Source organism: Streptomyces europaeiscabiei (genome assembly GCF_036346855.1).
Lineage (GTDB): Bacteria > Actinomycetota > Actinomycetes > Streptomycetales > Streptomycetaceae > Streptomyces > Streptomyces europaeiscabiei.
Window position 1 is genome coordinate 6,545,165 of sequence record NZ_CP107841.1, and the last position, 19,199, is coordinate 6,564,363.

Below are 19,199 nucleotides of genomic sequence, written 5' to 3' on the forward strand. Positions count from 1 at the left end.
AGAAAGGGCCCCACCGTGGCCGCCAAGCCCGTGGCCAAGCGCCTCGTCGTGCTGGTCTCCGGATCCGGCACCAACCTCCAGGCGCTGCTGGACGGCATCGCCGCGACCGGTGTCGAGGCCTACGGCGCCGAGATCGTGGCCGTCGGGGCCGACCGCGGTGGCATCGAGGGGCTCGCCCGTGCCGAGCGTGCCGGGCTGCCGACCTTCGTGTGCCGGGTCAAGGAGTACGAGACCCGTGACGAGTGGGACGCGGCGCTCGCCGAGGCCGTCGCCGCGTACGAGCCCGATCTCGTCGTCTCCGCCGGGTTCATGAAGATCGTGGGGAAGGAGTTCCTGGCGCGGTTCGGTGGGCGGTTCGTCAACACCCACCCGGCCCTCCTCCCCAGTTTCCCGGGGGCCCACGGGGTGCGGGACGCGCTCGCGTACGGCGCCCGGGTCACCGGCTGCACCGTCCACTTCGTCGACGACGGCGTCGACACCGGGCCGATCATCGCGCAGGGCGTGGTGGAGGTCCGGGACGAGGACGACGAGAGCGCTCTGCACGAGCGCATCAAGGAAGTCGAGCGAAGGCTGCTCGTCGATGTCGTGGGGCGGCTCGCCCGCAACGGCTATCGCATTGAGGGACGAAAGGTAGTTATCCAGTGACCGCCGACAGCACTGTCACGGCCGAGAGCGGCAAGCGGGGCATCCGTCGCGCGCTCGTCAGCGTCTACGACAAGACGGGCCTCGAAGACCTCGCGCGCGGCCTGCACGAGGCGGGCGTCGAACTCGTCTCCACCGGGTCCACCGCCGGGCGCATCGCCGCTGCCGGTGTCCCCGTCACCAAGGTCGAGGAGCTGACCGGCTTCCCCGAGTGCCTGGACGGCCGGGTGAAGACCCTGCACCCCAAGGTGCACGCGGGCATCCTCGCCGACCTCCGGCTGGAGGACCACCGGCAGCAGCTCGCCGAGCTGGGCGTCGAGCCGTTCGACCTCGTCGTCGTGAACCTCTACCCGTTCCGGGAGACCGTGGCCTCCGGGGCCACCCCCGACGAGTGCGTCGAGCAGATCGACATCGGCGGCCCGTCGATGGTCCGCGCCGCCGCCAAGAACCACCCCTCCGTCGCGGTCGTCACCAGCCCCGCCCGGTACGCCGACGTCCTGGCGGCCGTGCAGGTCGGCGGCTTCGACCTCACCACGCGCAAGCGGCTCGCCGCGGAGGCCTTCCAGCACACGGCCGCGTACGACGTCGCCGTGGCTTCCTGGTTCGCGTCCTCCTACGCGCCCGCCGACGACTCGCAGTTCCCCGACTTCCTCGGGGCCACCTGGGAGCGCGCGCACACCCTGCGCTACGGCGAGAACCCGCACCAGCCCGCCGCGCTGTACGTCTCCGGCACCGGCGGTCTCGCCGAGGCCGAGCAGCTGCACGGCAAGGAGATGTCGTACAACAACTACACGGACACGGACGCCGCGCGCCGTGCCGCGTACGACCACGACGAGCCGGCCGTCGCGATCATCAAGCACGCGAACCCCTGCGGTATCGCGGTCGGCGCGGATGTCGCCGAGGCACATCGCAAGGCGCACGCGTGTGACCCGTTGTCGGCGTTCGGCGGTGTGATCGCGGTCAACCGCCCGGTGTCGAAGGAGATGGCCGAGCAGGTCGCCGAGATCTTCACCGAGGTCATCGTCGCTCCCGACTACGAGGACGGCGCCCTCGAAGCCCTCGCCAAGAAGAAGAACATCCGTGTCCTCAAGGCCGCGGGCGCGCCCGGCAACCCGGTCGAGCTCAAGCCCGTCGACGGCGGTGCGCTCCTCCAGGTGACCGACCGGCTCCAGGCGGACGGCGACGACCCGGCCGACTGGACCCTCGCGACCGGCGACGCCCTCTCCGCCGACGAGCTGGCCGAGCTGGCGTTCGCCTGGAAGGCCTGCCGCGCGGTCAAGTCCAACGCGATCCTGCTCGCCAAGGACGGTGCCTCGGTGGGCGTCGGGATGGGGCAGGTCAACCGCGTCGACTCCTGCAAACTGGCGGTGGAGCGGGCCGGGGCCGAGCGGGCCGCGGGCTCGTACGTCGCCTCGGACGCCTTCTTCCCTTTCCCGGACAACATCGACGTCCTGAGCGCCGCCGGCGTCAAGGCCATCGTCCAGCCCGGCGGTTCGGTCCGTGACGAGCTGGTCGTCGAGGCCGCACAGAAGGCCGGGATCACGATGTACTTCACGGGGACACGGCACTTCTTCCACTGAACTTCTTCCACTGAACCGCACGAGCATCAGGAGGGCCCGCCGGTCTCGTACCGGCGGGCCCTCCTCCTACGTGGACTCGCGCGGTGCCGACCGGGTCAGGTTGCCCACCTCGCCGTCGGGGCCCAGGGAGCCCTCGGCCTGGTTCAGTACGAGGACGTGGCGCCGTCGAGCCGTCGGACCCGGGGTTGCCGTTCACGACGATGTCGATGGCCGGGTTGTGGCCCCGGGTGTTGAGCTGCCACTTGGTGTCGCACTTGAACGTCAAGGGCGGCCCGGAGGGCAGACCCTCATCCGAGCCACCCGCTCGGGCCCGGGCGGAACACACCGAGGGCCGTGCCCCCTCGTACGGGGGCACGGCCCTTCTGGTGCGGTGCTCGGTCGTGCGGGTGCCCGGCCGCTCAGTAGCGCGGGCGGTTGAACCATGCCTTGCCGTTGGTGTTGCCGACGAAGACGGCGATCAGGATGCCCAGCACCAGGTGGACCAGGCCGATCAGGAGGAACGGGAAGACCCCCAGGATCGCGGTGATGATGCCGAAGACCAGGGCGGCGGTGCGTACGCCGCTGCCGCCGGACTTGAACTTCACGGCCAGCATGATCGCGTAGACACACCAGGCCACCGCGAAGATGGCGATCGCCACCATCTGGCCGACGGGGATGTTGCCGAGCGCCTCCGCGAGGGCGGGGTCCTCGGTGCTGTCGCTGGCCGCGGACACACCGATCGCGCCGATGCCGTACAGGAGCACGCCGATCACCTGCAGGCCGACGATGACCCAGAGCATGATGCGGGCCGCGTTCACCGTGCTGGGCATGGTCTCGGGCGCGTTCGGGTAGCCCCCGTATCCCTGGGAGACCGGCGGGGCGGCCGGGTAGCCGTACCCGGGCTGCTGGGGCTGGCCCTGCTGCGGGTAGCCGTAGCCCTGGGCGGGCGGCTGCTGCTGGGGCTGGCCGTACGGGTTGTTCGGGTCGCCGAAGCTCATGGCGGGGTTTCCTCCGTTGCCTGGTGCGGGGACGCGCGGCACGGTTCGGAGGAATGCCCTGGATCTTTTGAAATGGTCACGCCCCCCGGCAGTGCCCGCGGCACTGTGTCCCAATCGTTTTATATGCCCGGCCGGATGTCCAGGGAGATTCGTCGGGTGTTGTGCAAGTGCAACACATCTGATCATGTCGGGCACGGGCCGCCGCCCTGTCGGGTACGGGGCTGTCGGGAACAGCCCGACGCGTGCCCGGAAGCGGGGGAGAGCGTCCGTCAGGTGACCGGATTGGAACCCGGCGCCGGTCATCCGCGAAGATTGGGGCCATGAGCGCCCAGATTCTCGATGGCAAGGCCACCGCAGCCGCGATCAAGTCCGATCTGACCGCCCGCGTGGCGGTGCTGAAGGAGAAGGGCGTCACGCCCGGACTCGGCACGATCCTCGTCGGCGAAGACCCCGGAAGTCAGAAGTACGTCGCGGGCAAGCACCGCGACTGCGCACAGGTCGGCATCGCCTCCATCCAGCGGGAACTGCCCGCGACCGCGACCCAGGAGGAGATCGAGGCGGTGGTGCGGGAACTCAACGAGGACCCCGCCTGCACTGGTTACATCGTCCAGCTGCCCCTCCCCAAGGGCATCGACGAGAACCGCATCCTCGAACTGATGGACCCCGACAAGGACGCGGACGGCCTGCACCCGATGAACCTCGGGCGCCTCGTCCTCAACGAGCCCGCCCCGCTGCCCTGCACCCCGAACGGTGTCCTGACCCTCCTCCGCCAGTACGGCGTCGAGATCAAGGGCGCCGAGGTGGTGGTCGTCGGGCGCGGTGTGACGATCGGGCGCCCGATGCCGCTGCTGCTCACCCGGCGCAGCGAGAACGCGACGGTGACCCAGTGCCACACCGGCACGCGTGACCTGGCCGCGCACCTGAGGAAGGCGGACATCATCGTCGCCGCGGCAGGCTCGGCCCACCTCGTCCGGCCCGAGGACGTGAAGCCGGGTGCCGCCGTCCTCGACGTCGGTGTCTCCCGCTCCGCCGAGGGCAAGATCGTCGGCGACGTCCACCCCGGCGTCGCGGAGGTCGCCGGCTGGATCTCTCCCAACCCCGGCGGCGTCGGCCCGATGACCCGCGCCCAGCTGCTCGTCAACGTGGTCGAGGCGGCGGAGCGCAGTGCCGGCTGACGACAGGGCGGAGGGCGCTTCGAGGGTGCCGCGGGCGTCGGAGTCGTCGGGGGTGTCGGGGGCGCCGGAGAAGGCGACCGGCCCGGTGAAACCGGGGGCGTCCGTGAAACCGGGGGCGTCCGTGAAACCGGGGGCTTCGGGAACTGCGGAGGGTTCTTCGGGAGCTCCGAGGGCCGCGGAGAACGCCGAGCCGCCCGGGGAGACGGCTGACCGGTCGGAGGCCGCGGAGCGGTCCAAGTCGACGGACGGGGCTGGAGCTTCGGAGAGGGTGGAAATGCCGAGGCCCGCGGGGACGGCCGGGACGGCCGGGAAGGCCGGGACGGCCGACGCGACTGGGACGGCCGGCGCGGCCGAGGCAGAGGCCGCTGGCGAGATCACGGTGCGGGATCACATCGGCGTGCCCGATGCCGAGGGCAAGCCCGTTCGCGGTACCCGGCGCTTCCCCATGTTCACCAAGGACACCGCACGGCCCGAGGGCGGCGGCCGGGCGGCGCCGCGTGAGGCGCCCGCGCCCTTCCGCCAGTGGCCGATCCTCGCCGTGCTGTCCACGGTGGGGCTCGGGCTGCTGCTCACCGCGCTCGACGTGTTCCGGGTCGGCACGATCCTGATCGGGGCCGCGCTGCTCGCCGGCGCGGTGCTGCGCTGGTCCGTCCGGGACGTCGGCATGCTCGCGGTCCGCTCCCGTTTCACCGACATGGCCACGTACATCGTCCTGGGCACCGCCATCGTGCTCCTCGCGCTGATGGCCCAGCCGAAGCCGTTGCTGGAGATCCCGTTCCTCAAGGACACTCTGCACTTCACCGTGGGCGACGAGGCGGGCTGAGGCCGCTGCCGCACCGCCCCCGGTCCCGAGCGCACGCGACGGCGGTCCGTCCCCTCCCCCGAGTAAGGACGGACCGCCGTCGCGTTCCACGTTCCTGCACGGCGAACGCCCCGTTCAACACCTGTCAGCCCGCTGTGGCACGGAAGTGACCATTCCGCCAAGGTGTCCGCACCGGGCGACGACGACGGCACCCGGACGTCATCACGGCATGCGTCACGGGCGCTCGAAGCCGGCGCCCGGGTTGTCTCGATGCGGGGCGCGGGCGCGCCCTGATATCGGGGCGGGCGCCTGGAAGCCGGGGCGCGGACGCCCGTGAGCGGGGCGCGCGGACGCCCGTGAGCGGGGCGCGCGGACGCCCGTGAGCGGGGCGTGGACGCCTGCAAGTGGGCGCGCGGGTCGCCTCACGCGCCCCTCAGTACACCCTTCGCTTCGCCTCATGACGCCATCCGTGCCGTGTCACTCCTCGCGCTGTCCGCCCGCCGAGGCGGCCCGCGTCCGTTGCGGTGGGAACCGGTTCACCCGCGACCGTCGTCACCTGCTCAGACCCGCTCTTGAACCGAGGAGGCAGCCGATGAGCGCCTGGCAGCCGCTGCCGGACGAACTCCCTCCGGAGGTACAGCATTTCGTCGAGCAACTGCGCCTGCTGAAGGACCGCACGGGACTCAGTCTCGTCGCGCTCGGCGCGCGCACCGCGTACAGCAAGTCCTCCTGGCAGCGATACCTCAACGGCACCCAGCCCCCGCCCCGGCAGGCGGTCGTCGCCCTGTGCCGGGTCGCGGAGGAGGATGCCGAACGCTTCGGGGTGCGCTGGGAACTGGCCGTGCGGGCCTGGCCGCGCCCGGCGCCCCAGACGGTGCCCCCGTCCCTGCCGCCGCATCCCGTGGGGGCCGGGGCAGGGGAGCGGGCCGGGGCGGAGGCGTACGAGGACGACCCCACGCGCCCCTGGTGGGACACCCCCGTCGACGAGCCGGACCCCCGCCCACCTGGCCGTATCGCCCTCTACGCGGCCCTCGCCGTCCTGATGGCCCTGGCCCTCGTCGGCGCCGCGCTGACAGGGGCCGTCACGCTGCTGTGACGGCTCCTCGCCCGGTGGGTCCACCGGCGCCGGCGGAATCCGCCGTCACCGGTCGGCGCCCACACGCCCCTCAGTCGCGCCGGTTGCACGCGGCGACCTTCCACTTCGAGCCGGTCCTGACGTAGTACTCGCCGTCGTGCGGCTCGAAGGTCACCCCGTGCTCAGGCCCGGGTAGGTGACCTTGCGTGTGATGCCCCTGGTCCACGTCGAGCTTCCGGCGTTCACTGACGCACACGGTCCGCAGGAGCCCCGGCCGCCCCGACGAGGTGTAGGAGTGCCGAGGCGCCCGCTGGTGTGTGCGAGGCGAACGAGTCCTCGTTCGACTCGTGCGACTGTGCATGTGTGGTCGTTGTGCCGATGTGTTGACAGGTTCGAGGATGTGGCACCGCTCCGCTCAACACCAGGGCTAATGTGGGCATTTGGGATGGTCAGGGATGTCCCGCGTGTGGACCTGTCATTCCGTCCGGAAATCCGGGATGCCGATGGGACACTGGACCGCAGGCCCGTTGGGGGGCGTGCAGAGGCGCGCAGCCCCGCCCGAAATGCTCCCGCACGCCCCTTTCCAGGGAACTGGCATCCTGACTGGGCGCATCCCAATGGGTAGGCCAGAACGGGGCTCCGGAGAGAGCCTCTAGCCGGCTCCCGGACCAGGATTCAGCGAGGGCATCATGCGCGGCGCAGGGGCAGTGGGCGCGGGGGGAAAGTCCAGAGTCGTACGGAGAGTCGTACGGGGGGAAGAGGGGGGAAGCAATGCCTCGTTGGAGGGCCTTGCCCGATGAGCTCGATCCACAGGTCAGGGAGTTCGCGGGCCAGCTGCGCCGGCTCGTCGACCGCAGTGGACTGAGCATCGCCGCGGTGGCCGACCGCACGGGCTACAGCAAGACGTCCTGGGAGCGGTATCTCAACGGCAGACTGCTCGCGCCGAAAGGCGCGATCGTAGCGTTGGCCGAGGTGACCGGTACCGATCCCGTCCATCTGACCACCATGTGGGAGCTGGCCGAGCGGGCCTGGAGCCGTTCGGAGATGCGCCATGACATGACCATGGAGGCGATCCGCATCTCCCAGGCGCGCGCCGCCCTGGGCGAGACGGGCGGCCAGTCCACCGTCAAGGGCGGCAGGAACGGCAGGGGGAGCCGGAGCGCGACCGCGACACCGGGCGTGGCCGGTCCGGCGGGCGTCTCGCCGACGGTGCCGGCGCAGCCGCGCTCCTCGGAAGGCGACCGGATCTCCCGGCCGCCGTACGGGGGTTCGGCCAAGCCGTCCACCTCGTCACCGTCCTCCTCGTCCTCCTCGTCCTCCTCGTCCTCCTCTTCCTCCGTCCCGCCGTACGGCGGGGGCGGCGGGGCGGGGCCGATCGCCGGCGGCGCGTCGCGTGTCAGCTGGGGTGTCACGCCGTCGTCGGCCCCGTCGACGCCATCGCCGTCGACTTCGTCGTGGTCGTCGTCGCCGTCGGGCCTGGCCGGGGGGCCGCCCTCCTCGGGTTCCGCGGCCGCGGCCTCGCCGTCGGCCTCGTCCCGCGTCCCGGCCGGCGCGTCGGTCCCCGGTGGTGCCCAGGTTCTCGGTGGAGCCTCGATGCCGTCCGGTGTCTTCGGCCCGCCGCCGGGCGGCGGCAGCGGCCGTTCCGGCGACGGCCGTTCCGGCGACGGCGACTCCCAGCCGAAGCGGCGCGTGACGATGTTCCTCGCGGGAGCCGTCGGCGCGCTCGTCGTGATCGCGGCGGCCTTCTTCCTCACCAACGGTGACGGGAAGGACCAGGCGGAGGACAAGCCGCCCACCTCACCGTCGACCTCGATCGGCGCGAACCCCGACCTGCCGGCCGGAGTGAAGTGCAGCGGCAAGGACTGCGACGGCAAGGACCCGGAGACCATGGGGTGCATCGGCAACCTCGTGCGGACCGCCGACGAGGCCACGGTGGGCACCACGAGGGTCGAGGTCCGCTACAGCAAGACCTGCCAGGCCGCCTGGGCCCGCATCACCGGTGCCGCCCAGGGCGACGAGGTCCAGGTCGCGGTCGGCATGACCAAGCGGACCGCCGCCATCGAAGCGGCCGGCGACAACATCGCCTACACCCAGATGATCGCCGTGAAGGACGCGGGCGAGGCCACGGCCTGCGCGACACTGGCGTCGGGCCTGAAGGGCTGCACGGGTTGACTTGCTCCTCGGGCTGAAAGCCCGAGGATTCTGGCTTTCCCATCCGTTGCTGTGCCGCTACGCGGCACAGTCTTCGGACGAACAGCAGAACCGGCCCGTGTGAGCATCGCCCGGCCTCCGCCGGGACCGGCCTCGCGACGCTCCGTGCCACGGGTGAGGAACACGTCATCCGGCTCCGCCGGACAAGAACCTGCAACGCTCCACGTCGCAGCCATCAAATTCGCCGCACCACCGGACTGAAGCCCGACGCACTGCGATGAATCCCGGTAGCGGGACGGAAGGGGGCGCGCCGGAGCGCCCCCATGGAGGCGTGGGGAGCGCGCGACCGGCTCCCACGGGCCGCCAGGCGCGTGACACACCGTATTCGTCGTTGCCGTAAAAGTAATCTCGGCGTAAGTGGAATGCCCGTCGAACTCCGGGGCATGCGGACAGTACCCCCACGGGAGTCCGGCCCGCCCGGGAGATCGGTACCCCCTCCCCTCCCGGCCCGGCACCCCCACAAAGGCGGCCGCCCTGGTCCTCCCCCCGGACCGGCGGCCGCCTTTTCGTGTCGCCCTCGCCACGGAGCGGCAGTGCGGAGCGACTTGTGGGCTGGGCCACACGAACCCCGGCCGTCCGGCATCCCGGATGCGCGGTAGCCTGACCACCGATCTCTCTTGACGCCAAGAGATCGATCATTTGTACGTCCCGCCAGGGGCAGGGACGCCCCACCGCCAGCTGTCATACGGAGAACGCCATGACCCGCACTCCCGTGAACGTCACCGTCACCGGCGCGGCCGGCCAGATCGGTTACGCCCTGCTCTTCCGCATCGCCTCCGGCCAGCTGCTCGGCGCGGACGTGCCGGTCAAGCTCCGCCTGCTGGAGATCACGCCGGCGCTGAAGGCCGCCGAGGGCACCGCCATGGAGCTTGACGACTGCGCCTTCCCGCTCCTTCAGGGCATCGACATCACGGACGACCCGAACGTCGCCTTCGACGGCGCCAACGTGGGCCTGCTCGTCGGCGCCCGCCCCCGCACCAAGGGCATGGAGCGCGGTGACCTCCTCGAGGCCAACGGCGGCATCTTCAAGCCGCAGGGCAAGGCCATCAACGACAACGCCGCGGACGACATCAAGGTCCTGGTCGTCGGCAACCCGGCCAACACCAACGCCCTGATCGCCCAGGCCGCCGCGCCGGACGTCCCGGCCGAGCGCTTCACCGCGATGACCCGCCTGGACCACAACCGCGCGCTGACCCAGCTGTCGAAGAAGACGGGCGTCCCGGTCTCCGAGATCCAGAGGCTCACGATCTGGGGCAACCACTCCGCGACCCAGTACCCGGACATCTTCCACGCCACGGTCGCCGGCAAGAACGCCGCCGAGGTCGTCAATGACGAGAAGTGGCTCGCCGAGGACTTCATCCCGACCGTCGCCAAGCGTGGCGCCGCCATCATCGAGGCCCGTGGCGCCTCGTCGGCCGCCTCCGCCGCCAACGCCGCCATCGACCACATCTACACCTGGGTCAACGGCACCGCCGAGGGCGACTGGGCCTCCATGGGCATCCCGTCCGACGGTTCGTACGGTGTGGCCGAGGGTCTCATCTCCTCCTTCCCCGTCACCGTCAAGGACGGCAAGTACGAGATCGTCCAGGGCCTGGAGATCAACGAGTTCTCCCGCGCCCGCATCGACGCCTCGGTCCAGGAGCTGGCGGAGGAGCGCGACGCGGTCCGCGCGCTCGGCCTCATCTGAGCCGTCCTGCGGCCGACGCCGTAGCGTCGACGTACTCGCATTCGACGTCCAATAGCTTGTTCTCGCAGGCCCTGTCCCGGTTTCGACCAGGACGGGGCCTGTTCGGCGTGTACGCCGCTATCGTCGGTGAACGCACGTCGTGAGAACGCCGACGGCGGCAAGGGGGACGACATGACGAGCTGGGACCCGCACCAAGGACGCTGGGTGGACGACCCGCCCGGACGTGGCAGCCCGTGGTCGCGCACGACCGCCGTCATCGTCCTTGCCGCGCTGCTCGGCGGCGGCGCAGGGTTCGGGGTGTGGACCCTGTCCCGGGACGACGGCACGACCCGTACGACCTCCACCGACAGCGCCACGTCGACGCCCTCGCCCTCCGTCTCGGCGGCGGGCCCGGAGGACGGCGGGAACACCGGCCCGGCCACGCCGAAGCAGTCGGACACTGATACGGATACCGATACGGACACGGACTCCGACCCGGGTGGCGCCTCCGGCTACGTGCACTCCGACGACCCGGCCGGCTTCACCGTCGATGTCCCCTCCGGCTGACGCACCGCGAAGACGCCGACGGACAAGCCCGCGGTCGTGACGTACGACTCCCCGGACGGCAGCCGGATCCTCCAGCTCTTCCGGGTCAGCGAGGGCACCCCCGCCGAGTCCATGGACCTGGCCGAGAACGAGAACTACGGCTTCGCCCGCCTCCCCGGCTATCGCGTCCTCGACCGTTCCGCCCCGGACGACAGCTACTCCGAGGTCGTCTACCGCTTCGACGGCGAAGGAGAGCTGGGCCCCCGTCAGGTCATCGACCACCGCTTCCGCACGGCCGACGACAAGATCTACGGAGTCCGCCTCAGCGCCCCCGAGTCGACCCCGCTCGACGAACTGCGCGAACCGGTCACGATGGTGGTCACGTCCCTGTGTCCGTCCGGGGCGACCTGCGTACGAGGTTGAGCGCGCAACGGCGTACGAGGCCGGGCCCACGCCGAGCCCCGACGGAACCCGAGCCCCGACGGAACCCGAGCCCGAGCCCGAACCCGAACCCGAACCGAAACCCGAACCGGCTCCGGCATCTCGGGGACGGGGCCGCGCGCCGGCCACCTCCACCTCCACTGTCATCGTGGCGTCGCGAGCCGCTTCTCGAATCGATCCGCCGTCCGTGGCTCCGCCTCCGCACCCGGTTGACCTCCTCCCGGAGTCGATCACTAGTCTGAGCGCCGATAAAGCGCACATAAGGCGTCGGCCGGTCGTCGCGTACCGCATCGCGAACCGGCCCCGGTACAGCAGGGTCCATGGGCCCGACGGGGGAGCACACATGGGAGAACAGCGCAGGCGGCTGCGGTCCAGCACGGTCGTACTCGGTGGAATGGGCGTCGTCGCGGCGGCCCTGACCTCCTGCGGTTCCGATCCGGACCGCCGTTGCGTGGACCGCGACAGCTACGACTTCGCCAACGGCTACAAGATCATCGCTGACAAGAACTGCAATGCGGGCTCCAGTTCGTCGTCGTACGGCAAGAACCGCAAGAGCAACAGCAGCGGCAACCGGCAGCAGGCCGGTTCGGTCGACGCCGCCTGGTACTACGACGCGGACGTCAGTGGCGGCCGGGCCGACGACGGCACCTTCAGCCGCAGCGAGGCCGTGGACCGCGACGGCTTCGGCTGCTCGGGCGACGGCGACGGCTCCGGCTCCAGCGGCGGCTGATCCGGCGGACGAGGCAGAACCATGGAACGCCGCACCATCGAACCCCGGCCGGGCTGGCAGGAGACCGTCGAGGAGCAGGGGCTCATCTACCCGCTGACCCGCCACCCGGACGGTTCCCTGCGCCCGTACTGGGACGAGAGCGCGTACTACGTCTTCTCGCTTCCCGAGGTCGAGGCGCTGGAGGAGGTCGTCGAGGAACTGCACGGCATGTGCCTGGCGGCGGCCGCGCACATCGTCGAGCAGGACCACTTCGCCGACCTTGGCATCACCGACCCGCGCCTCGTCGGCCTCGTCGCCGAGGCATGGCGACGACGGGCCGAACTGCCGTCCGTGTACGGCCGCTTCGACCTCCGCTACGACGGGACCGGCCCGGCCAAGCTGCTGGAGTACAACGCCGACACCCCGACCTCGCTCGTCGAGGCGGCCGGCCCCCAGTGGTTCTGGATGGAGGAACGCTTCCCGGGCGCCGACCAGTGGAACTCCCTCCACGAACGCCTCGTCGACGCCTGGAAGAAACAGTCCCCCCTCCTCCCGCCGGGCAGCCCCCTCTACTTCGCGCACTCCGCAGGCGACGAACTCGGCGAGGACCTGATGACGGTCGCCTACCTGAAGGAGACCGCCGAACAGGCCGGCCTCGACACCGACTGGATCTCCATGGAGGACATCGGCTGGGACCGCCTTTCCGACCGCTTCGTCGACAAGAAGCTCCGCTTCATCCGCAGCGTCTTCAAGCTCTACCCCTGGGAGTGGCTGACCACCGACCGCTTCGCCCCTCACGTCCTCGCCACCCTCGACAACGGCGGTGGCACCGGGACCACGATGTGGATCGAACCCGCCTGGAAGATGCTCCTCAGCAACAAGGCTCTCCTCGCCGTCCTCTGGGAGCTGTACCCCGGTCACCCCAACCTCCTCCCCGCCTATCTCGACGGCCCCCGCGAACTGGCCACCACCGCCGGCTATGTCGCCAAGCCCCTCCTCGGCCGCGAGGGCGCCGGCGTCACCCTCCACGAACCGGGCGCCGACCCCGTCCTCCGTGAAGAGCCCTGCTGCTACCAGGAGTTGGCCCCGCTCCCGACCTTCGACGGCCACCACGTCGTCCTCGGCGCCTGGGTCGTCGAGAGCGAGTCGGCGGGCCTCGGCATCCGGGAGTCCTCGGGTCTGGTCACGGACGAGTACGCCCGCTTCCTCCCGCACGTGATCCTCTAGCGCGCCCCGAGAGGCGCAGGGAACTGCGCGACCAGCCGAAACGGAGCCGCAGACCGCTGCCGACGCTTCCGAAACGGCTGCCCGAGCGCAGCGGCGTCGTTCGTATGGTGGACGCCCGGGTCCGGGCGTCCACGGCGACCGATAGGGTGATCAGCGGGCCGTGACTGGCGCGCTGGGATGGGACGGACCATCGGGGAGCGGCTCGGGAAGATGAGTGCCGTGCGCCTGGGCCGTACCGTGAACGCTGAACGCAACGTCCGGAGGTCCCCATGTCAGCCGAGCCCCTCTCCCACGAGTCCACCGCCTTCCGTGCCGCCCTCGATGTGATCCGCGCCGTCGAGCCGCGTGTGGCCGACGCCATCGGCCAGGAGGTCACCGACCAGCGCGAGATGCTCAAGCTGATCGCCTCCGAGAACTACGCCTCCCCGGCCACCCTCCTGGCCATGGGCAACTGGTTCAGCGACAAGTACGCCGAGGGCACCGTCGGCCGCCGCTTCTACGCCGGCTGCCGCAACGTCGACACCGTCGAGTCACTCGCCGCCGAGCACGCCAGGGAACTCTTCGGCGCCCGCCACGCCTACGTCCAGCCGCACTCCGGCATCGACGCCAACCTCGTGGCCTTCTGGTCCGTCCTCGCCGACCGCGTCGAGGTCCCCTTCCTGGAGAAGAGCGGCGTCCGCCAGGTCAACGACCTCTCCGAGGCCGACTGGGCCGAACTCCGCCAGGCCTTCGGCAACCAGCGCATGCTCGGCATGTCCCTGGACGCCGGCGGCCACCTCACCCACGGCTTCCGCCCGAACATCTCCGGCAAGATGTTCGACCAGCGCTCCTACGGAACCGACCCCGCCACCGGCCTCATCGACTACGAGGCCCTGCGCGCCTCCGCCCGTGACTTCAAGCCGCTGATCATCGTCGCCGGCTACTCCGCCTACCCCCGTCTCGTGAACTTCCGGATCATGCGCGAGATCGCCGACGAGGTCGGCGCCACGCTGATGGTGGACATGGCGCACTTCGCGGGCCTCGTCGCCGGCAAGGTCCTCACCGGCGACTTCGACCCGGTGCCGCACGCCCAGATCGTCACCACGACCACCCACAAGTCGCTGCGCGGCCCGCGAGGCGGCATGGTCCTGTGCGACGACTCCCTCAAGGACCAGGTCGACCGCGGCTGCCCGATGGTCCTCGGCGGCCCCCTCCCGCACGTCATGGCCGCCAAGGCCGTAGCCCTCGCCGAGGCCCGCCGGCCCGCCTTCCAGGACTACGCCCAGCGCATCGTCGACAACTCCCGCGCCCTCGCCGAGGGCCTGATGCGCCGGGGCGCCTCCCTGGTCACCGGCGGAACCGACAACCACCTCAACCTGATCGACGTCGCCACCTCCTACGGTCTCACCGGCCGCCAGGCCGAGGCCGCACTGCTCGACTCCGGCATCGTCACCAACCGCAACGCCATCCCGGCCGACCCCAACGGCGCCTGGTACACCTCAGGCATCCGCATCGGTACGCCCGCGCTGACCACGCGTGGTCTGGGCACCGCCGAGATGGACGAGGTCGCCGGCCTGATCGACCGTGTCCTCACCACCACGGAGCCCGGCACCACCAAGTCCGGCGCCCCCTCCAAGGCCCAGCACATCCTCGACGCGAAGGTCGCCGACGAGATCTCCCGCCGTGCCACCGACCTCGTCGCCGGCTTCCCGCTGTACCCGGAGATCGACCTCGGCTGACCCATTCAGCGCCGCCGGTCAGGCATCCAGCAGCTCCTGACGGGGCTCCCGCGGCGGTCCGGACTCGTGCCGGGCCGCCGCGCGGCGCAGCCAGAGCGTGGCCCCTCCGGAGCCGAGGAGCAGGCCCAGGGCCAGGGCGGGTATCGCCCAGCGGGCCAGGTCGGTCGGATCGGGTGCGTCTGCCCCGGCCCGTGCGTCGGCGGCCGTCTCGACGGCGTCGGCCCGAGCCCCTGAGAGCGCGTCGGCCGAGGACGGTTCGCCCGGCTCCGGGCTGCCGGAGGCCTCGCCCAGCACCCCGAGTCCTTGAAGCAGCGTGCGCAGCTCCTCCGACTGCTTCGCCTTGTGCCAGATGCCTTCGCCCGAAGCACCGGTGCCCTTCGCGACGTCCAGGTCCGTGTGGATCCAGACGTCCTTGGTGTCGGGCGATGCCGTATACAGCTCGTCCACCCGCCAGGGCCTCCCACCGGGGAACATCCACGTCACGGTGACCATGTCGCTGATCCTCTCTCCGAATGTGTCCCCCCTTGCCCACTCCGGAGCCTCCTCCCGGTTCCCGTCGAACGCGGAGTCCTCAGGGGCCAGGAGCCTCCCCAGAAATTCGTACTGCTTCTCCGTGCCGTACAGCGAAGCCGTCCGCTGACTGGTCGGTGAGACCAGCAGCACGCTGGTCGGCCCGCCCGCGGCCGAGGGCGGCGCCCCCAGCAGGAGCAGGGCCAGAGCGGTCATCAACCCGCCTACCGCCGCCGCCAGTTGTCGCAGTCCACGCATCCGACACCCCCGATCGATCCCGGTGCGGCCCGTCCGCACTCGCGGTGTCATTCCTGGTACACCGCTCGAACCGCCGGGGTTCCCACCCCGGCGGGACCGATCAACCCAATGACTCCGCGATCTCCCGCGCCCGCGCCTTCGACGCCACGCCCTCCAGCCGCAGCGTGAACGTGTCGTCGTGGACCCACAGCAGGGTGGGCCCCGCCGTGCGCTCGGAGCGGGTGAAGCGGGATCCGTCCTCGGAGGTCATCCAGAAGCGCAGGAGGTGCGGCTCGGGGAACCACAGCGCGCCGGGGTACGTGCTTCTGCTCAGCTCGACCCACTCGACGGCCTGCTCACCCGCCACGGTCTTGCCGTACTCGGGTGCCAGCCGGGCCGCGTACTCGTCGAGCCGGACGGTGTGCCCCCGCTCGTCCCAGCACAGGGTGATCACGAAGCGGTCCTTCGGCGCCCGTGTCACGGACACCGCGTCCGGGGCACCCAGCGCGCCCGGCACCAGCGGGGCGAACCCCGCCCGTCGCCCGGCCTCGGCGAGCGGGACCGGGTCCGGGCAGCCCGGCACCTGGGGACCGGGCGAAGGCGTCGCCGACGGGTCGTACCGCACCTCGACGCCGCCGAAGTGGAACCAGTCCGCCACCGCCGCCCGCACCGGGGGCGTGAGGACGAGCACGGTGAGCAGCCCGCACAGCGCGGCCGTCAGCGCGCGTCGGCGGAACACCGCCCACCGGCGCACCGCCCGCAGCCACTCCCCGGCCCCCGGCGGATCGGCCACCGGGCTCGGCACTCTCCCCCACTGCCCGGAGGGCGTGGGTGGTACCCCCACGGCGAGTATCTGCTGCAGGACCCGCTCGACCATGGTCTCGTCCCCGTCGGCCCCCGGCCGGTCCAGTGCCCGCCCGAGCGCCCGCAACTCCTCGGGCAGCCGGGCGTCACGACCCTCACCCTCCGTGATCTCCCGGTCCCGGTACTCGTACCTGTCCGGCCTGTCCGGCCTGTCCGCCCTGTCCGCCCTGTCCGCCCTGTCCGGCCTGTCCGGCCTGTCCGGCCTGTCCGCCCTGTCCGGCTCACTCACCCCCATCACCTCCTCCCGTCCGCCCCAGGGCTGGGCCCGGTTCGAACTCCGGCAGCAGGCGGCCCAGCTTGCGCAGCGCCCGGCTCAGGCGGGACTTCACCGTGCCCCGGGGCCAGCCCAGGGCGGCGGCCGTCTCGGGCTCGTCCATCTCCAGCAGGTAGCGGTAGGTGACCACCAGCCGGTGTTCCTCGCGCAGCTTCTCCAGGGCACTCAGGAGCGCGACGCGGCGCTCTATCTCCAGCGCTGCGACCGCCGGGTCGGCCGAGGGCGGTATCAACGGCTCGGCCTCGACGAAGGCCGCCTCCCGGTCGGCCAGGGACCGCTGGCGCCCTGCTGTCCGCACTGTGTTCCTCGTCTCATTGGCCACGATCGACAGCAGCCACGGCCGGAACGCGGCGCCGTCCCGGAAGCGGCTCAGTGAGCAGTACGCCTTGAAGAAGGCCTGCTGCACCACGTCCTCCGCGTCCGCACCGGCGCCGAGCGCCCGGGCCGCCCGCAGCGCGATGCCCGTGTGGGCACGCACCAGCTCCGCATACGCCTCCGGCTCCCCGGCCCGTACGCGTGCGATCACCGCGGCCTCATCGACGATGCGGCCCCCCTCCCGCGTTCTCACAAAATGGGTACACCGCCCGAGCCCGATCGGTTCCCACCCGTGTCACATCTGTTTCCGGTCGGTTCCGGAACGGGCCCGGATACCTGAGAGAATGGTGAGCATGGCTTCTGACCGACCCCGCGTGCTGTCCGGCATCCAGCCCACCGCCGGCTCGTTCCACCTCGGCAACTACCTCGGCGCCGTCCGCCAGTGGGTGGCTCTGCAGGAGTCCCACGACGCGTTCTACATGGTCGTCGACCTGCACGCGATCACCGTCGCGCAGGACCCCGCCGACCTGCGCGCCAACACCCGGCTCGCCGCCGCGCAGCTGCTCGCAGCCGGTCTCGACCCGGAGCGCTGCACGCTCTTCGTCCAGAGCCACGTCCCCGAGCACGCCCAGCTCGGCTGGGTCATGAACTGCCTCACGGGCTTCGGCGAGGCCTCCCGTATGACCCAGTTCAAGGACAAGTCCGCCAAGCAGGGTGCCGACCGAGCGAGCGTCGGCCTCTTCACGTACCCGATCCTCCAGGTCGCGGACATCCTGCTGTACCAGGCGAACGAGGTGCCGGTCGGCGAGGACCAGCGCCAGCACATCGAGCTCACCCGTGACCTCGCCGAGCGCTTCAACGGCCGCTTCGGCGAGACCTTCACGATCCCGAAGCCGTACATCCTGAAGGAGACGGCGAAGATCTACGACCTTCAGGACCCCGCGATCAAGATGAGCAAGTCGGCATCGACCCCGAAGGGGTTGATCAACCTGCTCGACGACCCGAAGGTCACCGCCAAGAAGGTCAAGAGCGCGGTCACCGACACCGACACGGTGATCCGCTTCGACACCGCGGAGAAGCCGGGCGTCAGCAACCTGCTGAGCATCTACTCGACCCTGACCGGTGCGGGTATCGGGGAACTGGAGCAGAAGTACGTCGGCAAGGGCTACGGTGCGCTCAAGACGGACCTCGCCGAGGCCATGGTCGAGTTCGTGACGCCTTTCCGGGAGCGCACCCAGCAGTATCTGGACGACCCGGAGACGCTCGACTCGATCCTGGCCAAGGGGGCCGAGAAGGCGCGCGCCGTCGCCGCGGAGACGCTCTCCCAGGCGTACGACAGGGTGGGTTTCCTGCCCGCCAAGCACTGAGCCGCTCCGCCTCTGCCCCAGAGCGCCGATCGCACCACCCGTCGCACCACCGACAGCGCCGCACATCACTCCCGCTGCGCCTGCCCGGAACACCGCCGTGGCCGTACAGTCGATAGCCGGTGCGACGGACCGCGCCCTGCAAGGACTACGACAACTCGCATGACACGACGACAGGAGACGACGTGGGGACCGTAACGATCGGCGTGTCGATCGCGGTCCCGGAGCCCCACGGCAGCCAGCTCCAGGAGCTGCGCGCGGGCTTCGGCGACGCCGCGGCTCACGGCATCCCCACCCATGTCACGCTGGTGGGGCCGACCGAGGTCGAGGCCACCACGCTGCCGGAGATCGAGACGTACCTCACCGAGGTCGCGGCGGCCGGTCGGCCCTTCCCGATGCGACTGTCCGGCACGGGAACATTCCGCCCGGTGTCACCCGTCGTGTTCGTGCGGGTCGTGGAGGGGTCCGAGGCCTGCACCTGGCTGCAGGAGCAGGTGCGGGACCCCTCGGGCCCGGTGGCGCGGGAGCTGAACTTCCCGTACCACCCGCATGTCACCGTGGCGCACGGCATCGCCGAGGAGGCGATGGACCGGGCGTTCGAGGAGCTCGCCGCGTACGAGGCCCAGTGGCCCTGCACCGGGTTCGCGCTCTACGAGCAGGGTCCCGACGGGGTCTGGCGCAAGCTGCGCGAGTTCACGTTCGGAGGGTCGGTCGTCCCGCCGCAGGCGGGGGCGCCGGTGGGGGACACGGCGACGCTGCCGCTGGGTGGAGCGGGCGCCTGACAGCTCGGGGATTCGGGCTGTCCGGCGGGTGCGGGCGCGCGGAGGATGCTCGCGCGGTTCCCCGCGCCCCCGAAAAGCGAGGTG

Annotated in this window: 18 protein-coding genes and 1 riboswitch; of the genes, 14 read left to right on the plus strand and 4 right to left on the minus strand. The window is 71.1% G+C overall.

Annotated features, from left to right (window positions below):
• The first annotated feature begins 15 nt into the window (after positions 1 to 15).
• On the plus strand, positions 16 to 645 hold the full coding sequence (gene purN / locus OG858_RS28700) for a phosphoribosylglycinamide formyltransferase (protein WP_037694330.1): 630 nt from the start codon (positions 16 to 18) through the stop codon (positions 643 to 645).
• Positions 642 to 2,222 (plus strand): bifunctional phosphoribosylaminoimidazolecarboxamide formyltransferase/IMP cyclohydrolase, encoded by a 1,581-nt coding sequence (gene purH, locus OG858_RS28705; RefSeq protein WP_319068102.1) that lies wholly within the window; start codon positions 642 to 644, stop codon positions 2,220 to 2,222. Before purN ends, purH begins: the two co-directional genes overlap by 4 nt.
• A gap of 398 nt (positions 2,223 to 2,620) precedes the next feature.
• Here the strand turns inward: purH and OG858_RS28710 are convergent, their stop codons facing one another.
• Positions 2,621 to 3,199, minus strand: coding sequence for a hypothetical protein (locus OG858_RS28710; protein ID WP_086750816.1), 579 nt, complete (start codon positions 3,197 to 3,199; stop codon positions 2,621 to 2,623).
• A 320-nt stretch (positions 3,200 to 3,519) separates the two neighbouring features.
• Here OG858_RS28710 and OG858_RS28715 point away from each other — a divergent pair, with 320 nt between their 5' ends.
• The 10 genes from OG858_RS28715 to OG858_RS28760 all read left to right on the plus strand — a co-directional run bounded on the left by OG858_RS28715 (position 3,520) and on the right by OG858_RS28760 (position 14,769).
• On the plus strand, positions 3,520 to 4,374 hold the full coding sequence (locus OG858_RS28715) for a bifunctional methylenetetrahydrofolate dehydrogenase/methenyltetrahydrofolate cyclohydrolase (protein ID WP_319068106.1): 855 nt from the start codon (positions 3,520 to 3,522) through the stop codon (positions 4,372 to 4,374).
• A 274-nt stretch (positions 4,375 to 4,648) separates the two neighbouring features.
• Positions 4,649 to 5,197: a DUF3017 domain-containing protein gene (locus OG858_RS28720; RefSeq protein ID WP_256960741.1), complete on the plus strand. Its 549-nt coding sequence runs from the start codon at positions 4,649 to 4,651 to the stop codon at positions 5,195 to 5,197.
• A 571-nt stretch (positions 5,198 to 5,768) separates the two neighbouring features.
• On the plus strand, positions 5,769 to 6,272 hold the full coding sequence (locus OG858_RS28725; protein WP_328544282.1) for a helix-turn-helix domain-containing protein: 504 nt from the start codon (positions 5,769 to 5,771) through the stop codon (positions 6,270 to 6,272).
• A gap of 750 nt (positions 6,273 to 7,022) precedes the next feature.
• Entirely contained in the window at positions 7,023 to 8,423 is a 1,401-nt protein-coding gene (locus OG858_RS28730) for a helix-turn-helix domain-containing protein (protein ID WP_319265952.1), read from the plus strand.
• 736 nt (positions 8,424 to 9,159) lie between these two features.
• Entirely contained in the window at positions 9,160 to 10,149 is a 990-nt protein-coding gene (locus OG858_RS28735; RefSeq protein WP_037694352.1) for a malate dehydrogenase, read from the plus strand.
• A 126-nt stretch (positions 10,150 to 10,275) separates the two neighbouring features.
• Positions 10,276 to 10,695, plus strand: coding sequence for a hypothetical protein (locus tag OG858_RS28740; protein ID WP_319265949.1), 420 nt, complete (start codon positions 10,276 to 10,278; stop codon positions 10,693 to 10,695).
• Positions 10,696 to 10,731: 36 nt separating this feature from the next.
• Entirely contained in the window at positions 10,732 to 11,097 is a 366-nt protein-coding gene (locus OG858_RS28745) for a hypothetical protein (protein ID WP_319265947.1), read from the plus strand.
• Positions 11,098 to 11,458: 361 nt separating this feature from the next.
• Positions 11,459 to 11,845: a hypothetical protein gene (locus OG858_RS28750; protein WP_319068113.1), complete on the plus strand. Its 387-nt coding sequence runs from the start codon at positions 11,459 to 11,461 to the stop codon at positions 11,843 to 11,845.
• Between the two features lie 21 nt (positions 11,846 to 11,866).
• Positions 11,867 to 13,051 (plus strand): glutathionylspermidine synthase family protein, encoded by a 1,185-nt coding sequence (locus tag OG858_RS28755; RefSeq protein WP_086747417.1) that lies wholly within the window; start codon positions 11,867 to 11,869, stop codon positions 13,049 to 13,051.
• Between the two features lie 150 nt (positions 13,052 to 13,201).
• A riboswitch (ZMP/ZTP riboswitch) is annotated at positions 13,202 to 13,289 on the plus strand.
• A 31-nt stretch (positions 13,290 to 13,320) separates the two neighbouring features.
• A complete protein-coding gene (locus tag OG858_RS28760; RefSeq protein WP_086747416.1) occupies positions 13,321 to 14,769 on the plus strand; it encodes a glycine hydroxymethyltransferase in 1,449 nt (482 codons plus the stop codon).
• Between the two features lie 18 nt (positions 14,770 to 14,787).
• Here OG858_RS28760 and OG858_RS28765 read toward each other — a convergent pair whose 3' ends face one another.
• The 3 genes from OG858_RS28765 to OG858_RS28775 all read right to left on the minus strand — a co-directional run bounded on the left by OG858_RS28765 (position 14,788) and on the right by OG858_RS28775 (position 17,222).
• Positions 14,788 to 15,495, minus strand: coding sequence for a hypothetical protein (locus tag OG858_RS28765; protein ID WP_256960275.1), 708 nt, complete (start codon positions 15,493 to 15,495; stop codon positions 14,788 to 14,790).
• A gap of 142 nt (positions 15,496 to 15,637) precedes the next feature.
• Positions 15,638 to 16,489, minus strand: a complete 852-nt coding sequence (locus OG858_RS28770; protein ID WP_086747421.1) for a hypothetical protein — start codon at positions 16,487 to 16,489, stop codon at positions 15,638 to 15,640.
• A gap of 112 nt (positions 16,490 to 16,601) precedes the next feature.
• Positions 16,602 to 17,222 (minus strand): RNA polymerase sigma factor, encoded by a 621-nt coding sequence (locus OG858_RS28775; RefSeq protein WP_327724775.1) that lies wholly within the window; start codon positions 17,220 to 17,222, stop codon positions 16,602 to 16,604.
• Positions 17,223 to 17,322: 100 nt separating this feature from the next.
• Here OG858_RS28775 and trpS point away from each other — a divergent pair, with 100 nt between their 5' ends.
• Entirely contained in the window at positions 17,323 to 18,336 is a 1,014-nt protein-coding gene (trpS, locus tag OG858_RS28780) for a tryptophan--tRNA ligase (RefSeq protein WP_046706673.1), read from the plus strand.
• A 182-nt stretch (positions 18,337 to 18,518) separates the two neighbouring features.
• A complete protein-coding gene (locus OG858_RS28785) occupies positions 18,519 to 19,115 on the plus strand; it encodes a 2'-5' RNA ligase family protein (RefSeq protein ID WP_086747413.1) in 597 nt (198 codons plus the stop codon).
• The last annotated feature ends 84 nt before the right edge of the window (positions 19,116 to 19,199 follow it).

Excerpts from the sequence above, each read along its gene's own strand:
- OG858_RS28710 (WP_086750816.1), bottom strand. The coding sequence starts at position 3,199 with ATGAGCTTCGGCGACCCGAACAACCCGTACGGCCAGCCCCAGCAGCAG.
- OG858_RS28715 (WP_319068106.1), top strand. The coding sequence starts at position 3,520 with ATGAGCGCCCAGATTCTCGATGGCAAGGCCACCGCAGCCGCGATCAAG.
- OG858_RS28720 (WP_256960741.1), top strand. The coding sequence starts at position 4,649 with ATGCCGAGGCCCGCGGGGACGGCCGGGACGGCCGGGAAGGCCGGGACG.
- OG858_RS28725 (WP_328544282.1), top strand. The coding sequence starts at position 5,769 with ATGAGCGCCTGGCAGCCGCTGCCGGACGAACTCCCTCCGGAGGTACAG.
- OG858_RS28730 (WP_319265952.1), top strand. The coding sequence starts at position 7,023 with ATGCCTCGTTGGAGGGCCTTGCCCGATGAGCTCGATCCACAGGTCAGG.
- OG858_RS28735 (WP_037694352.1), top strand. The coding sequence starts at position 9,160 with ATGACCCGCACTCCCGTGAACGTCACCGTCACCGGCGCGGCCGGCCAG.
- OG858_RS28750 (WP_319068113.1), top strand. The coding sequence starts at position 11,459 with ATGGGAGAACAGCGCAGGCGGCTGCGGTCCAGCACGGTCGTACTCGGT.
- OG858_RS28755 (WP_086747417.1), top strand. The coding sequence starts at position 11,867 with ATGGAACGCCGCACCATCGAACCCCGGCCGGGCTGGCAGGAGACCGTC.
- OG858_RS28760 (WP_086747416.1), top strand. The coding sequence starts at position 13,321 with ATGTCAGCCGAGCCCCTCTCCCACGAGTCCACCGCCTTCCGTGCCGCC.
- OG858_RS28765 (WP_256960275.1), bottom strand. The coding sequence starts at position 15,495 with ATGACCGCTCTGGCCCTGCTCCTGCTGGGGGCGCCGCCCTCGGCCGCG.
- trpS (WP_046706673.1), top strand. The coding sequence starts at position 17,323 with ATGGCTTCTGACCGACCCCGCGTGCTGTCCGGCATCCAGCCCACCGCC.